Source organism: Candidatus Brocadia sinica JPN1, from assembly GCF_000949635.1.
In the GTDB taxonomy this organism is placed as follows: Bacteria; Planctomycetota; Brocadiia; order Brocadiales; family Brocadiaceae; genus Brocadia; species Brocadia sinica.
Genome location: NZ_BAFN01000001.1, coordinates 1,577,669 through 1,594,380, shown reverse-complemented (window position 1 = coordinate 1,594,380; position 16,712 = coordinate 1,577,669). Strand labels below are relative to the sequence as shown.

Here is a 16,712-nt window from a genome sequence, read left to right as displayed (position 1 = left end):
TGAAATAAGTTTACACGCAACTGTTGGTAAGGTATTTTTTATCCGGAATTTTACCGGGTTCTTTAGGAATTGCCCGGCTTTTTAACACCCCGCCAGGTTCCAGCCGAAAATCCCAATGAAGACGGGTGGCATGATGTTTCTGAACAACAAATCTGTTCAATCCGGTGAATTTTTCCTTTCTGTTTTGAATTCATTTATTTCCTTCCCTCCTTACAATCAAGGTAATACCAGTGATATTCCCGTGATTATCAAATATCTTTGTCATCCTGGCGTTTGCATGGAAAGGGTGCTGGGTATTTGAAGACAATATTTGAAAATCAGTATCTTTTTCCTGAGAATTCCTGAGGGTCTCCATGGGGACAGATAATCTCATACGTGATAGATGTGCCATGAGATCCATGTCTTTCGTGTCGGTCTGGATATGTAAAAGTTCCTGAGCTGTCTGATTTATGTTCTTTATTTTCCATTGTTCATCAGCAACAATTACACCTTCTGACAGACCAGATAAGATCGTATCCAATACCGGTGTTTCATCCCTTTTTACAGATGGTTGTCTCATGCGGAGCAGTGATTTTACCCTGGCAAGGAGTTCTGCTTTATTGAAGGGTTTACTGATGAAGTCATTGGCGCCTGCTTCAATTCCCTTGATACGATCGTCCATTTCATGCAAGGCGGTAATCATTACGATAGGTATATTTTTTGTTGTCCCATCCGCACGCAACTTCTGGCATACCTCGTATCCTGTTAATCTGGGCATCATAATATCCAGTAATATTAAATCGGGATTTTCCGTTTTCGCTTTTTCTAATGCTTCTTCACCGTCATATGCCTCAATCACATCATACTCGGACGCTGTCAGAATCACTCTGAGCAGTTTTACATTTTGTTTGATATCATCAGCCACTAATATTTTCGCCTTGTTCATGTCTTATCTATTTTTTTATATATTTTTCTATAACGAGCGGGAGCTCCTGTGTGTTGATAGGTTTACTGACATAGGCATTACACCCTGTGTCTAAGATTTTCTGTTCGTCTCCCTTCATGGCATAAGCGGTTACGGCGATAATGGGGATGTCTTTTGTAATTGCATCTGCCTTGATTTGTTTCGCCAGGGTAAGGCCGTCTATTCCCGGAAGTTGGATATCCATAAGAATAATATCCGGTTTTTGATTTTTTAACATGGCTAACGCTTCCTCACCGGTGGTTGCCTCGATTACATTGTATCCCTTTGCCTTGAGCACTACACGCATGAGTTTCCGATTTTTTTCATTGTCTTCAACAACCATTACATTTTTGTCAGGCATACAATTTCCCTTATCGAAATAGGACTGATTATCCCATATTTAACCACAGGACAGAGAGAAAAATGAAAAATACTAATTGGGGATTCAGAACGTATCACGAACTCTCTGCCTCTGTGGTGTCTTTTTTAACATGTAACTGTTCTATCTTCTTAATAGCCGCAAGAAGGTCTTCCTTCGTATGGCTGCTCTTTTGAACGATGGCTAAAATATGGCCGTTTAATACTTTTTTTTCCTCAGGGGTAATATCCTTTGCAGAACAAATAATGATAGGAATTCCCTTTGCTATTGGATGAACCCTGAGCCTTTCAATTACATCAAAACCGCTTACCTCCGGCATCATAAGGTCGAGTATCATGAGATCCGGGTTGCTGTTAACAGCGAGATTGATTCCTGCTTTACCACTGTATGCCTTCAGTACGTCAAAGCCTGCATTTTCAAGTATGGCGCTCATATATTTCACAGCCTTTTCATCATCATCCACGACCAATATTTTCATAGGTTTGCCCTCAATCCTTTCAATAGGAATGCAGGCATTCACTGTAGTAATGAGTTTTTCCCTATCGATAGGTTTAATTAAATATTCTACAGCGCCCAGGCTGAAGCCGAGTTCTTTATTATCGACAATCGACACGATGACTACCGGTATATCGGTGACGTCTTGAGAATTTTTCAGCTCAGAAAGGACGTCCCATCCATCTTTCTTTGGTAACATAATATCCAGGGTAATCAAAAATGGGTGGAATTCTTTCGCCTTTTTAATAGCCTCTTCACCATCCACAGCTACGATAACATTATATCCGGCATTTGTTAAGTAGAGGGTAAGAAGGTCAGCAGCCATACGGTCATCTTCAACAACTAAAACGGTTTTTGCCCCCTTTTCTCCGGTGGGTACTATATGGCGAGGCTTGGCCTCGCTCTCTTTCGGGTGTATCGGTTTGGCCGGGGCATTTAAGGGTAATGCAAAATAAAATATACTCCCTTTTCCGTATTCACTTTCAAACCAGATTTTCCCTCCATGCATCTCGACAATCCTTTTGGTCAGGGCAAGTCCTAATCCTGTTCCTTCATACTTTCTGGCAAAAGAGCTGTCTGCCTGCCAGAATTCTTTAAACACCTTCTCCTGATCTTCCGATTTCATTCCAATCCCCGTGTCAGATACCGATACCTGCAACATATCGTCCACAATGCCAGCCTCTAGGGTAATTTTCCCGTTTTCCGGAGTAAATTTTATGGCATTCGAGAGCAGGTTATACAGGATTTGTTTAAATTTGACCCGGTCCGCTTCTATGCTTTTCACATCTGTTAATACTGCAGTCTTCAATTCCAGATGTTTTTTACTGGCGAGTCCTTTTAATATTGTATACACATCCTCAATGGCCTCAGACACAAGAAAGGCTTCGTACTGTAATTCCATTTTGCCTGCTTCGATCTTAGACAAGTCTAATATGTCGTTGATCATCTGAAGGAGATGGCGGCCGCTACTGTGAATGTCATTGACGAAGTCCATCTGCTCTTCATTCAGGTCGCCGGAAATCTTATCCCGGAGGACCTCCGCAAAGCCGATTATGGCGTTGAGTGGTGTACGCAGTTCATGTGACATGTTGGCCAGAAACTCCGATTTCATCTTGTTCGCTCGTTCTAAGGCCAAAACGGCCTGCTGCAAATGAGCAGTCTTTTCGGCAATTCGTTGCTCCAGCGTAACATACGTAGATTGCAATTTGGTAGACATATCATTAAATGCCCTGCCCAGCTGTCCCACCTCATCCTTAGACAATATATCTACTTTCGTGGTAAGATCACCTGTCTTTGTGATGGTAGCCACAGCAGCCGTTAACCTTTCTATCGGCTTCATAAATTTTCCTGTTGTCAGAAAGATAATAGCCACGAGCAACAAGATACTAACAGAACTGGCGGTAATGAAGAAAACAACGTTCGCTGCGAACCGCTGTTCAGCGATTTCTTTCGGAATAATGACACTTATCGCCCCTCGCAATTCTCCTACTTTATAATCGTAACCTGCATCGTAATTTTTTCGTATAAATTCTGGGGCTTTTTCTTCTGGTCCGTGGCAAAGGAGACAATCTTCTTTTACGTATAAGGCGTACAGATAACGTTCCACCCTTTTCCCATCTATAACGTCATCATTCCAATACTCAGTAAGATTATGATTTTCCTCCATTTTCCTGAGCACCATTTCTTCAAAGGGATCGGGTTTATTGAACAAATTTCTATATTTCATACTTGTTTGTTTAATAATATATCCGGTTTTTTCGGCAAATTTTAAGCCAATGGCATGGCCTGAAACGGCAGGAATAAAAGGTTTTGTCTGTTCTGTAATCCCGATTTTGGACGTTTGTAAGGCGAAGGCAAGATAATTTCTGGTAGTTTCTAATTCCGTAGCAATCAACTTGGCCTTTTCGCGAACCTCTTTGATAAATTCCTGACGTGTTCGTTTATAAACTGAAAAGGCAATCACGCCGTTCAGGGTAACCAGCAGCACGGCCAGGAGGATAACAAGTTTATGTCTGATCTTCATTTATTTGCAATATCTTCCACTTTTAATTCAACCGTAATCCCAATGCTCATTTTCTTCTCCTTTGGTAACAATCATTTTATGTATTATTTTACCAATCTCAATCCTCTGCGTCCAATTCTTTACTTAGACGTATTTAATATCGTAGCTGTGAGCGAAATTGACGGGATGAAATCCAGTTCCTCATCGATGAAACCATTATGCCTGCTCCTTGTCAGGTTTGGCAACTATTTTTCTCTAAAAGAGTCGCTGACCCTCTATCTGTTCCTTTTTTGTATTAATTCTCTAAGCAACAAGCTTTTCAAATATATCCTTCCCGTTTACTCCCTACCACTGGTTCGATTTCATAAAACTGAGTTCCAAGCCTGACAGAGTGGGAATCGTACCATGCAACGGCAATAGAGAAATTTCTAGAGCAATATCCCAGCGCAGCAAAGCCGTAACCCAAAAGAACTTAATCACGAAGAACACGAAGGGTACGAAGAAAAACTTACAAAAAAAGAAGTTTTTACAGGGTAATACTATAACAAAATCACGGGGGCACTTTCAACGTTTGACCGAATGATATTCAAGTTGATGATGTAAAGCGGAAACAAGAGATAGCGGAAAGGCTTCTTGACGCCAATCTTACAAAGACATTTGATGCTCTTTCCCGGCAAATAAATCCCGTTCTACTGAAGTATCAAAAATTGTCAATGAGCGTTATCTGGAAGCATTATCTGCTGTAGTGCCACTGAACGATTGTGGAAGAGAACTGAAACAGTGTGCTCAACCTGTACAGGACAGACAGAATCGGTATTCCGGATTAAATCCGCAGTAAACAATCATGAGCCAAAGGCTCACAAAAGGTCATGAAAATAAGTGTGCAAGTGCATGGCGTTTATTATAAGCTTCCACAAACTTTACCAGCCCCAAAAGCCATTCCAATGGGCTTAACCGCTCACTGTAATAATCATACGGCGTAGAATGCCCTATTTTACTAGTCTTTGCTGGGCAGACACCTTCTTCTTGATTTTCCTCCCTTTTGGCGGTATTCTTATTTTACTTTTTAACCATCTGGACGACCTCCTCTTATTATTCGGTTAATCTCACTTACCCTATTATAATGAGGTAATCTTTATAGTTTCACCATCTTTTATCCTGCACTTATGCAAGATTCAGGTAATAGTAACTTTTATGAAGACGATACGTGTTAACTTACCCTCCAATAGTTACAACATTTCTATCGACAAAGGCATTCTCGGGAAAATTGGGGACGCCTTAGTAAAAGAGAAAGCACCGTGCAAGACACTCCTGATTACCGACAAAAACATTGAAAAGGTTTACGGTAATATCGTATCGGAAAGTCTGGTGCGAAATACATTTGATGTCAGGCTTATCTCGCTGAAACCCGGTGAAGAGCAGAAGACCCTGGAAACAGCACTGACACTTTATGACGCATGTTTTGATCATAAGCTGGACAGGAACTCCCTTATCGTTGCATTAGGCGGAGGCGTGGTGGGTGACATCAGCGGTTTCGTGGCTGCTACTTTCATGCGGGGTATCCCCTTCATTCAGGTGCCCACGTCACTCCTTGCGCAGGTAGACAGCAGTATTGGAGGCAAAGTGGCCGTGAACCACCCGAAAGGGAAAAATATGATCGGGAGTTTTTACCAGCCCAAAGCTGTTTTTATCGATACCGATACCCTCTCCACATTACCGGCGACAGAACTTGTGGGAGGGCTTGCGGAGGTTATCAAGTATGGAGTAATCAGAGACGCTGAATTATTTGAATATATAGAAAAGTCCCTTTATGACATATTACAACTGAACGACACTGCCCTTCTGAAAATTATCGCCACATCATGTCAGATCAAGGCAAATGTTGTGGAAGAAGACGAAAAAGAAAAACACCTGCGCGCCATATTAAACTATGGACATACCATCGGTCATGCCATCGAGACGGTCACCGACTACAAAAAATACAGACATGGGGAAGCAGTAGCCATTGGCATGCTTTACGCCACTAGGATTGCCGTTGAAATGGGATTGACTGATCATGGGGTATTGGAGCGGCAATTTTCATTAATAAAACGATTGGGGTTGCCGATTCATACAGGATTAAAATCATCGGACATTGTAAAAGCGCTATACACCGACAAAAAGGCCATTTCCGGCAGGCTTCGTTTTATCCTGCCCATAAAAATTGGTGAGGTTATTATATCGGACCAGGTAACTGAGGAAATTTTATACCGCGTCTTGAATAAGCCTCTTTAATATAATGCTAAGGAATTCCAAACCAACTATGCAAGTGGCAAGGCGAGCCTTGCCACTACTGTTATAAAAGCTGCCAAAGGACTAATTGAGGAGACCACATTGACGGAGTTTGAGGCCCTCTTACGTCTGAATATGACGAAGGGGATTGGTATACGGACATATAAAACACTTTTAGATAGGTTCGGTTCTTCGGAGGCAATCCTCAGCGCAACCAAATCAGAACTAGAGGCAGTACCGGGCATCGGTCCAAAGCTAGCAAACGCTATTGTCGAGGAATCCAAAAACATTGACATTTCAACTGAGATGAATCTGGCCAAAGAAAAGGACGTTCAGATCCTGCCTTACACGAGTGAACAGTATCCGAAACACCTCAAGACTATCTACGACCCACCACTTGTCCTTTATGTAAAGGGCAATATCCTCGAATCGGACATCCTTGCCCTCGCCATTGTAGGAGCACGACGTTGCACCTATTACGGTCTCTCTCAGGCAGAGCGTTTTAGCCGGCTCCTTGCCCAGAAGGGACTTTGTATTGTAAGCGGTATGGCACGGGGAATAGATGCTGCTGCACATCGTGGCGCCATTCAATCCAACGGACGTACCATTGCAGTGCTCGGCTGTGGCCTAGGAGTTATTTATCCCCGGGAAAATATCGAACTGGCAGAACAAATCGCCCGGCACGGCGCTCTGGTATCTGAATTTCCCATGAACACACCACCCGATTTTCGCAATTTCCCACCGAGAAACAGGCTTATTAGCGGCTTGTCTCTAGGGGTGCTTGTGGTCGAATCGGCGCTAAACAGTGGCTCCCTGATAACTGCCCAGTGGGCGCTCGAACAGGGGAAAGAGGTCTTTGCCGTCCCGGGCAATATTGATAACATTTATAGCCGGGGCACACACAAACTCATCAAGGAAGGTGCAAAACTCGTCGAGAATATTACCGATATCATTCAAGAGTTAGGACCAATAGCAGAAACGCTAAGGACATCAGACGATTCTGCAACAAATGACCCAAGAAGCCTGTCGTTGAACTCTCAGGAAAAAAAAATATTCTCTCTCTTATCCAGCAGCCCGAAAGACATAGACGAAATTATACGCATCGCAAAGCTCCCCACCTCCGTCGTATCAAGCACTCTCATGATCCTCGAAATAAAGAAATTGGTGAAACAACTTTCAGGCAAAAGGTTTGTCAAGGCATAATTGTTGAATACAACTTGCCTGAAATAGATTGTAAATATCAAACTGTACTGTCAGTGCTTTTAGTACTGGGCTGCGTCAACGTTTTTTTTCACTCACTATAGCAAACTTCAGCCCATTATTGGACGCTGTTTTGGATAACCACAAGAGAAAAATACGTGCTATTTTACTCCTTTTGCAGCACATCCAGTTTCTTTTACATCTCTTCCACCTGTTTTTGCCGAATAAACAAATCCAATTATGAAGCAACAGATGAAATGAGATTAATAAGCTGTTTATCCTCTTCACGTTCTTCAAACACAAAGAACACCATCACCGCAACGACTTCTTTCCTTGCAAGGATTGGGATTGCCAGCCCGGCTTTGAACCCAATTTCCAGAGCGACCTGCGCACCTATGAAATTCGTATCATGGGCAACATCTTTCACCCACTCCAGCTGTTTCGATGACCAGACGCGACCGGGAAGTCCTGCGCCCTTCGGAAGCGTAAGCCCTATACTTGAAAGAGTAAATTTTTCCAAACCATCAACAGTGCTATACCATGTCGCATTTCGTACGAGATATGTACCGGTGGAATCAGGAATCCATATCTCTCCAAAATTCCAGCCTGAAAGATTTTACACTTCTCATCCACGACTGAAAACAGGTGAGTAAACTCCCCGACAGTCTCTGAGTTTCCGAGAGCAAGAAATCCTTCCGGATTTAGTATATAGTGAAAAAGCGGTATGAGTTTTTTCTGCAACACGGGCTCTAAATAAATCAACAGATTTCTGCAACTGACTACGTCCAGTTTGGAAAAAGGCGGATCTTTGATGAAATTGTGGTTCGCAAAGGTCACCATTCCCCGGATCCGGCTGTTGATAACATATGTATCATCTGTTTTACTGGTAAAATACATCAGTAACTCATGTGGTATATCTGTGACAATACTTTCGGGTAGACACCAGCACGGGCAAAATTGATGGCATCGGAATCTATATCGGTAGCAAATATTTGAATTTTGAAATGCCGGCTCGGGAGAGAAATGCAAGGCAAGGCCTCAACCGTCCGGCTGGACTCACGATAAAATCTTGTGTTTATTGCAAGAAAGCAAGCCCAAAGGGTTGCCCTACATGGTGCCAGCGAAAATGTTTTTGCCAAAATTGCCAAAATATTTTTCTGAAGACACTAAAATCTTATTACCTGTGCGTTTCTGAGGAGTCTCAAAGGCATTCGGGAAATGATAGCACGCCAGGCAGGAGCCACCACCTAACAGCGATCGACAATCCACAGCGACGTGCACACAACAGAGTCGCCAACGGGCGCCGGCTCCTACTTAGAACACCAATGACTAGATAGTTATCCGATGGTTGTTTTTATTTCTTACTTACGAGCAACGATTGCACCGTAGAAAGCCCTTTCCCTAATTCTACGGCATATCCCGCTTCATAAAGTCCTTTTTCAAGTGCAGCAATGGCAACAATGATATCGAAGTCATTTACATAACCCATGTGGCCAATCCTGATAATTTTCCCTTTCAACTCGTCTTGTCCACCGGTAAAAGTTACCCCTGTTTCATCCCGCAGCTTTTTTATAATCTTATCAACATCTACCCCTTTGGGTGCCTTAATTGCTGTCAGCACGTTGCTTGAATATTCCCCGGCAAAGAGTTCCAGGCCAAGCGCCTTTGCACCTTCCCTTGTGGCATTGGCAAGGCGGGCGTGTCTCTTCCACACATTCTCAATCCCTTCCTTTTTAATCATATCCATAGCCGTCTTCATTGCCATGGCCAGAGAAACCGCAGGTGTAAAGGGGGTCGTCTTGTCTTTTAACTCTTTCCGCATCTTTCGGAAATCCCAATAATATCTGGGCAAATCCGCCTTGTCAATAACACTCCAGGCGCCGCTGTTAACGCAAACAAAGGCCAGACCGGGCGGCATCATGCATCCTTTCTGCGAACCAGTAATAGCAACATCAATATTCCATTCGTCCATGAAAAATTGATGGACACCGATCCCTGTAATGGAATCAACGATCATGAGTGCCCCATATTTCTTCACAAGAGAAGAAATGGATTTTATATCATGCACGACACCGGTAGAGGTCTCGCACTGAGTTGTAAATACGGCACTAATTCCAGACGTCTTCTTGAGTGCGGCGTCAATATCTGCCGGATTCACTGCCTTGCCATTTTCAACATCAATCGTAATAGTCTCAATGCCAAAACACTTGCACAACTCTGCCCAGCGCTCACCGAATTTTCCACTGATAACAACCAGCGCCTTATTGCCTCTGGACAAGACATTCGCAACGCATGCCTCCATAGCGCCCGTTCCCGACGACATGAGGGTAAAGACCTCGCCTGTCTTTGTCTGGAATAAGTACTTTAAGTCCTCGCTTAACTCATAAAAGATTTGTGAAAACTGCGGCGTCCTGTGATGGATCATGGGTTGCGCCTCAGCCAATGCAACCTCAGGTGGCACCATGGTTGGTCCCGGTGTAAACAGATAATTTTTTTTCATGATATTATTTCCTTTCAGAGATTAAAGAAAAATTTATTATATGAAAACGTGAAAAAGAGTCAAGCGATAAAACAAAAGACAATTCCAAGACACCAGACGCAAAGGGGATTCACAATCCGATAGCCTTAATCAGCAAATGATGTCAGAGAAACTGTTCTCCAATTTTTGTGTCTTTGTGCCAGGCGGTCAAATTAACCTGTTTTTCATTGTATAATATGCGTATTTTGTTTTATACTACATTAAGATTTTCTGACACCCAAGCCTGAGCCTGGGAACAAGTTGATCACAGTAAAATCTCCAAACACTAAATTATGAAAACAAGTAAATGGTTTGCCAGGGATTTTATAGCACCTGACGCTATCTTGTCTATCCGTGACGTCGTTGAAAAGGCAGGTGGAAACGAGGTATTTCTGGTGGGCAGACTGAATAATGAACAGGTGGTAACTGATGTAGATGTTTACGCCATGGGAAATAAACGTGCCGTACCTGCCATCATCAAAGAGGCAAGATATGGTGACGTTATTATCCATAATCATCCGGAAGGTATCCTGGATCCCTCCGATGCGGACATTGAGATTGCGTCATATATGGGACAACTTGGGGTAGGATGCTATATTGTGGATAACAACGTAGAATATCTATACCCGGTGATAACGGTTAAGAAAGAGCGGGGGTGTGAGCGGCTAAACTCTGATGAATTATCCACACAATTTCAACCTGGAGGAAATTTTTCACGGTGTTTGTCTCAGTATGAATATCGCAAGCCACAGGTCGAGATGCTAAAATCGGTTGTTGATGCGTTTAATGCAGACAAAATTGCTGTGATTGAAGCTGGAACAGGGACGGGGAAATCGCTGGCGTATCTTGTCCCGGCTGTATTCTGGAGTATGAAAAACCAGGAACGGGTAGTACTTTCTACCCACACGATAAATCTTCAGGAACAGTTAATCGAAAAGGACATTCCTATACTCAGAAAGTGTTGTGGGCTCAATTTTAAGAGTGTGCTGGTAAAGGGCAGGAATAATTACCTGTGCCTGAGGAAGGTTTATAATTTACGTTCTGAGGGTGGCATATTAATTGACGATAAAGATCGGCAGCAGCTGAACGATCTGCTGGAATGGGCAACAAAGACACAGGATGGGAGCAAGGCAGACCTGAATTTTGTGCCACAGGAGGATGTCTGGGAAGCAATACAATCGGAGGCCGACCAGTGCACGCGGCTGAAGTGTCAGTTTTATGACGAATGCTTTTTTTATATTGCCCGGAGAAATGCAGCCAGCGCTGATGTGTTGGTGGTAAATCACTATCTTCTGATGGCCGATCTGATCGTGCGCAAAGAAACAAAGGGTTATGATGCCGTAGCAATCTTGCCGCCTTTTAAGAAAATCATTATTGACGAAGCACACCACCTTGAGGATGTGGCAACGGCACATATGAGCTGCACGATTTCGAGAGTAAGGATAACAAAGCTATTGGGAAGACTGATTAACTTAAAGGATAACAGAAAAGGACTTCTGCAGTACCTTAAAAACAAGCTCAAGGAAATGAGTTCGATTCACGATAAATCTATTGCAATGGAAGTTACCAATAGAATCAACGCAGAGATCCTGGAGGAAAGGCAGCGTCTCTACGATACCGTTCAAGGGGTCTTTGAAAATATCTCCAGGGCACTAAGCGAGTACATGAAGAATAAAAACTTTCACAGAGATGACACAAAAGAAAACGAGACCAAATTACGTATCACGACAAGCATGTTTTCCACAACCCTGTGGCAAGACGTTATAGAGATAGGACTCAGGGCATTAAGCACGGACATTCTCAAATTCGTGTCACTATTAACATCTCTGTTAAATGCATTTGAGGAACTATCCAGAAAAGCACAAGATACTCTTTCACCCGTGCTGATAGATATTGTATCCTGCAAGACGCGTCTGAAATTGGTAGCAGGCGACCTTGCCTCCTTCATTACAGAAGATGAAAGGACTTGCAAATGGATGGAAATCAAAAGGTATGCAGGGGTGCCAGTCATTCGATTTTGCGCAGCCCCACTGTCCATTTCCGGCAATTTGAAGGCATATCTGTATGACAATTATACTACAATAATACTGACCTCAGCCACATTGACGATAAGCAAGACCTTTGGATTCTTTAAAAACAATATTGGCTTACACCAAATGCCGGAGGATCGCCTGTCCGAATTAATCGTAGATTCTCCCTTTGATTATAAGAGGCAATCTATTATAGGAATTCCCACGGATATTCCAGAACCTGACAAACCGGGTTATGTTCCAGCCCTCGATGAGAGTATCCTGAAAACCGTGAAAATCTCAGAAGGGCGTGCATTAATTCTGTTTACATCATATAGCCTTCTTGACACCCTCTATCGAAGGTTAGAGCCGCAGATTACACAACTCGGTTATACCTGTTTGAGGCAGGGAATGGATAACCGCCACAACCTCCTTGAAGCCTTTAAAAAAGACACGACCTCGGTTTTATTTGCTACGGACAGCTTCTGGGAGGGAATTGATGTCAAGGGGGACGCTTTGGAATGCGTCATTCTCACCCGATTACCGTTTAAGGTACCTACACAACCGATTATCGAGGCCAGGGCGGAGGCCATCGAAAAATATGGAGGTGATGCCTTCTACGATTACTCCTTACCAATGGCTGTCATTAAATTCAAACAGGGCTTCGGAAGACTCATACGCAGTCGTGAGGATAAGGGGGTAGTGATCATCTTCGATCGTCGTGTGATTACAAAAAAATATGGACATACATTTCTCCGGTCTCTTCCGGATGCCAGATGCATTAAGGACAAGAGGGACATTGTTTTTCGAGAAATGGGGTTGTTTTTATGCAGGAGCCTTGTCCCTTCCCATCAGGAAAATACCTGCTGATAAAAGTGCGTTCTTCAGGGAAATTATTTATGAATACACCCCTCTTCGGAAAAGAGAACAAGAAGTGATAAGGAGCTGTTTCTCCCTCGGGAATGCCGTAAGAAGCAACTCCCTGACTACCCTTTTGACTGCATAAATACAGGCAGGAAGTACATAATTACATCATTCAGGAGGTAACAGATGATGAAGGTTTTTTTGACAGGCAGTACGGGTTTTGTAGGAAAACAAATACTTCATGATTTGCTGGAAAATAACTATCAGGTTAAATGCATCCTTCGACAGGGTTCTGAACAAAAGATTGCGCATTATAAAGATGTTGAAATCGTGCATGGCGATATTACAGATCCCAGCAGTTTACCTGGCAAATTAGCAGGGTGTGATACCATTATCAATCTCGTTGGAATTATCAGAGAGTTCCCCGGAAAAGGGATTACCTTTGAGAAATTGCATTACGAGGGGACGGCAAATCTTGTCAGGGCAGCACGAGAACAGGGGGTTAGGCGATTCATTCAGATGAGCGCACTGGGAGCGCGTCCAGACGGCAAGACCCCTTATCAACAAACCAAGTCCCGTGCAGAAGAATGCGTAAGAAACGCTGGGCTTGATTACACTATTTTTCGTCCTTCGATTATCTTTGGGCCTGGAGATAAATTTGTCAATCTGTTTGCTGGCATGCTAAAAACCCAACAATTTGTGCCCGTAATAGGCAACGGAAGGTATCAGATGCAACCCGTGGCAGTAGAAAATGTTTCGATGGGCTTTGTCAAATCGATAGAACAAGAAGACGCCGTAGGCAAAACTTTTGATGTGGGTGGACCAGAAAAGATTGAGTTTAATCGAATCATTGATATCATTGGTGACGTCCTCTGTGTACCACCGCACAAGCTACATATTCCTGTTTTCCTCATGAGCCTTGCAGCAGAAATGCTTGATTGGTTACCCGCCTTTCCCGTTACGAAAGAGCAAATTATTATGTTACTGGAGGGTAATACCTGTGACGAAAAACCGTTTTTTGAACACTTTAGCATCAAACCCATTTGTTTTAAAACGGGAATATCCAGGTATCTTATACTATAAAAACGGAGGAATTTCATTTAAACGACAATGACTTCTACGAACTATCCACATTTTGATTACCTCCTTCAACTTAGTTGTGGCTATTGGAAATCTCATGTCCTTTTTACAGCCGTAGAATTTGACCTATTTACGCTTATTGGCAAAAACAAGCTCACCACGAAAGAAATTTCGCAATCTATCCGCACCAATGAACGGGCAACCGAGATGCTCCTCAATGCACTCGTTTCCCTTGAAATACTGGCTAAAGAGGAAGGCTCTTACAAAAATACCTACCTATCAAATCTCCACCTGATCAAAGGAATGCCCCATTACCTGGGAGATTTCATCCATCATTTCCATAATATGATGGAAAACTGGACAATGCTGCGAGAGACAATAGAAACCGGAAAACCTGTTTCGATAAAAGATTTACCCGAAGAAGTAGATCAGTATGATCTCAGAATTTTTATTACGGCAATGCATAACATCGCCTCGGTAAAGTCAGAGGAACTTTGCAGAAAGATTGATTTAAAAAAGGCAAATAGGTTGTTGGATATTGCAGGTGGCCCTGGTACATATTCTATCGCGCTTGCACAGGCCAATCCGTATCTGCATGCCACCGTCTTTGATCTTGGGCATGTAATCAAACTCACCCGGGAATTTATTACGGCTGCAAACATGGACGACCGTGTTAGCACACAACCGGGTAATTGTCTGGAAGACACCTTTGGGGAAAGCACCTACGATGCGATCCTTGCCTCAAACCTTTTACATATTTATAGTCCCACAAATAACACCATGATCCTCAAGAAGTGTTGGGATGCCTTAAAAGACGGCGGCCAAGTGCTAATCCATGAATTTGTACTGGACGAAACCAGGACAAGTCCACAATTTGCAGCACTCTTCAGCCTCAATATGCTTATCGGTACACAGGAAGGAGCATCTTACAGCGAGGCTGAATATCGGGAATGGCTTGTAAAAAGCGGTTTTAGGGATATAAAAAGGATGGATTTGGAATCCAATTCGACCCTGATTATTGGCAAGAAATAATAATTAAATTATCAGTTCTTTCTGAAAAGATGTTTGTCTTAAAAAAGATTATTGCCCAATTCTTTTCTCCTGTTCCTTTCTGCCTGGAAATATTGGTTATTGGATTATTTCTGCTCTTGTTTACCAGAAAACAAAGGATCGGAAAGTTTATCGTTACAGCCGGCGTGATTCTATTTACAATCCTGAGCTACAGGGGTATTCCAAACGTACTTTTAAGACCATTAGAGCGTCAATATCTGCCGCTCGGCATAGCTGCAACATCAGATATATCCGGCAGTGATATTATCCCATCGGTGAGGTGGATTGTTGTTTTGGGCGGAGGACACACCTCTGACCCAAACATCCCTGTTACCAGTCAAATCTCGGATGCGTCGTTAGTTCGTCTGATAGAAGGCATAAGACTCCACAACGAAATACCGGGAAGCAAACTTATTTTATCAGGAGGAAAGGTTTTTGATGCGGTCGCCGAGGCAGAAACTCTGGAGAAGGTTGCCAGGGCCATCGGCGTAAAACATGAAGATATCATTTTAGAGACATGTTCAAAAGATACGGCAGACCAGGCGCAATTCATGAAACCAATCGTCGGTGATGATGAATTTATTCTGGTTACTTCCGCCGTTCATATGCCACGCTCAATGGCACTGTTTAAAAAATTGGGCATGCGCCCCATTCCCGCCCCTACAGGTTATTTGGTCAAAGAAAGCCAAGGTAGCAATCCTTTCCAGTTTTTCCCGGACGCAGGCGGATTCTTTAAAACTGAGAGCGCTTTCCATGAATATTTAGGACTTGTTTGGGCGAAGCTGCGAGGGCAGTTATAAAAGAATGATAATAAGATTAATATGGAATTTTTTATCAAATTTAATTTTTCTGAAAAAGAAGCGGGCAGGGAAACGGCCCTTTCGCGGCAATTAGAATTGATCCAATAATTCTTTCTTTTTTTCGTTATAATCGTCTTCTGTAATAAGCCCTTCGATTTTTAAGTCTTTTATCACCTGCAACTGTTCCTTTATACTCATATCGCCCATAGCTTCTCTGAGCATTTTGACTTTTTTGTAGTCGTAATCCTCTTCGGATATAATTTCATCTTCCATCATTTCACGCAGTATGACCAACTTACTTTTTATCTTGCTTTCACTGCCGTTTTCTCTTACTGAAGTTATTGGTTTATTTACTTTCGTTTCATCGGCAGCCACCATTCTTTCTTCCAGCTTCTTCAGGCGGGCATCCAGTTCAGACGTACCCATCTTGATCTTTTCATCAACCGTCCCCACCCTTTGCGCTACAGGTTGTTGGTACATTTCGTTGGACAAGTCTATAACAAGCCAGTTTTCATGACTTGGTTCTAACCTTTGTCCTGCTGACGGGACCAACTTCCAAAAGCGGCTGTGACTTATCCGCGAAGGATTCTCTTTTGCCGTTGTATATCGTTTTTTCTCTGACATGGCATCATTATATGACTGAAACATATGAATGCGGCTGAAGGCAATGTTAAGATTGCGATCTGAAATAAATATGGCGCAATAATTCTGCTGGTCGGTCAAAAGTATGCGCTCAGAATAGGATGAAACAGTAACAACCTGTGTCGGCGTTGCAACGGAAAGCGCCTGGACAATCAGGGGAACCAATTTTCTTATCTCATCGTCCTGAAAGACCCTTAAGGTTCCTTTCTTTTTCAACAGGCCCTTTTCTTCAAAATAGATATAAGACAACGCATTGGTAATAACATTCCCTGCCACTTCATAGGGATGATCAAATTGAATATGACGGCCATTCTTTTTTACGGGTAATTCCTCGTGTTTTACTATAATCCTACCGTCTGTATAAGTATCTGCATAGGCATCATAAAACTTACAAAAGAACATCATGCAGACAATTCCCATAAACAAAAGTGTGTGCTTCAATCTTTGATTTCTCACGAA

Annotated in this window: 13 protein-coding genes and 1 pseudogene; 6 read left to right on the top strand and 8 right to left on the bottom strand. The window is 42.8% G+C overall.

Annotated elements, in window-relative coordinates:
- Positions 1-28: 28 nt before the first annotated feature.
- From BROSI_RS19000 to BROSI_RS07180, 4 genes and pseudogenes are all read right to left on the bottom strand, one after another.
- A pseudogene (locus tag BROSI_RS19000) lies at positions 29-163 on the bottom strand (DNA polymerase ligase N-terminal domain-containing protein); the annotation flags it as partial.
- Between the two features lie 27 nt (positions 164-190).
- Positions 191-925 carry a response regulator gene (locus BROSI_RS19800; RefSeq protein WP_082059092.1) on the bottom strand — a complete coding sequence of 245 codons (735 nt, stop codon included), beginning with the start codon at positions 923-925 and terminating at the stop codon, positions 191-193.
- A 7-nt stretch (positions 926-932) separates the two neighbouring features.
- Positions 933-1,304, bottom strand: a complete 372-nt coding sequence (locus tag BROSI_RS07185; protein WP_052563067.1) for a response regulator — start codon at positions 1,302-1,304, stop codon at positions 933-935.
- A gap of 94 nt (positions 1,305-1,398) precedes the next feature.
- On the bottom strand, positions 1,399-3,840 hold the full coding sequence (locus tag BROSI_RS07180) for a response regulator (RefSeq protein WP_052563066.1): 2,442 nt from the start codon (positions 3,838-3,840) through the stop codon (positions 1,399-1,401).
- Between the two features lie 1,173 nt (positions 3,841-5,013).
- On the opposite strand from BROSI_RS07180, the gene aroB reads away from it, so the two are divergent.
- Together aroB and dprA are read left to right on the top strand one after the other, a co-directional pair.
- A complete protein-coding gene (gene aroB / locus BROSI_RS07170) occupies positions 5,014-6,093 on the top strand; it encodes a 3-dehydroquinate synthase (RefSeq protein WP_052563064.1) in 1,080 nt (359 codons plus the stop codon).
- 99 nt (positions 6,094-6,192) lie between these two features.
- A complete protein-coding gene (gene dprA / locus BROSI_RS07165) occupies positions 6,193-7,293 on the top strand; it encodes a DNA-processing protein DprA (protein WP_052563063.1) in 1,101 nt (366 codons plus the stop codon).
- Between the two features lie 235 nt (positions 7,294-7,528).
- On the opposite strand, the gene BROSI_RS07160 is transcribed toward dprA, so the two are convergent.
- The 3 genes from BROSI_RS07160 to BROSI_RS07145 form a co-directional block, all read right to left on the bottom strand.
- Positions 7,529-7,873 carry a GAF domain-containing protein gene (locus BROSI_RS07160; protein ID WP_230400728.1) on the bottom strand — a complete coding sequence of 115 codons (345 nt, stop codon included), beginning with the start codon at positions 7,871-7,873 and terminating at the stop codon, positions 7,529-7,531.
- Positions 7,783-8,187, bottom strand: coding sequence for a CheR family methyltransferase (locus BROSI_RS07155; RefSeq protein WP_052563061.1), 405 nt, complete (start codon positions 8,185-8,187; stop codon positions 7,783-7,785). The genes BROSI_RS07160 and BROSI_RS07155 overlap by 91 nt, the downstream gene beginning before the upstream one ends.
- A gap of 457 nt (positions 8,188-8,644) precedes the next feature.
- Positions 8,645-9,790, bottom strand: coding sequence for a pyridoxal-phosphate-dependent aminotransferase family protein (locus tag BROSI_RS07145; protein WP_052563059.1), 1,146 nt, complete (start codon positions 9,788-9,790; stop codon positions 8,645-8,647).
- Positions 9,791-10,101: 311 nt separating this feature from the next.
- On the opposite strand from BROSI_RS07145, the gene BROSI_RS07140 reads away from it, so the two are divergent.
- From BROSI_RS07140 to BROSI_RS07125, 4 genes are all read left to right on the top strand, one after another.
- Positions 10,102-12,687: a helicase C-terminal domain-containing protein gene (locus BROSI_RS07140; protein WP_052563058.1), complete on the top strand. Its 2,586-nt coding sequence runs from the start codon at positions 10,102-10,104 to the stop codon at positions 12,685-12,687.
- Positions 12,688-12,867: 180 nt separating this feature from the next.
- Positions 12,868-13,764, top strand: a complete 897-nt coding sequence (locus tag BROSI_RS07135; RefSeq protein WP_052563057.1) for a complex I NDUFA9 subunit family protein — start codon at positions 12,868-12,870, stop codon at positions 13,762-13,764.
- A gap of 27 nt (positions 13,765-13,791) precedes the next feature.
- Positions 13,792-14,793, top strand: coding sequence for a methyltransferase (locus BROSI_RS07130; RefSeq protein WP_052563056.1), 1,002 nt, complete (start codon positions 13,792-13,794; stop codon positions 14,791-14,793).
- A gap of 29 nt (positions 14,794-14,822) precedes the next feature.
- Positions 14,823-15,611, top strand: a complete 789-nt coding sequence (locus tag BROSI_RS07125; RefSeq protein WP_052563055.1) for an ElyC/SanA/YdcF family protein — start codon at positions 14,823-14,825, stop codon at positions 15,609-15,611.
- A gap of 90 nt (positions 15,612-15,701) precedes the next feature.
- Here the strand turns inward: BROSI_RS07125 and BROSI_RS07120 are convergent, their stop codons facing one another.
- Positions 15,702-16,709 (bottom strand): SHOCT domain-containing protein, encoded by a 1,008-nt coding sequence (locus BROSI_RS07120; protein WP_157842422.1) that lies wholly within the window; start codon positions 16,707-16,709, stop codon positions 15,702-15,704.
- Between the last annotated feature and the right edge of the window lie 3 nt (positions 16,710-16,712).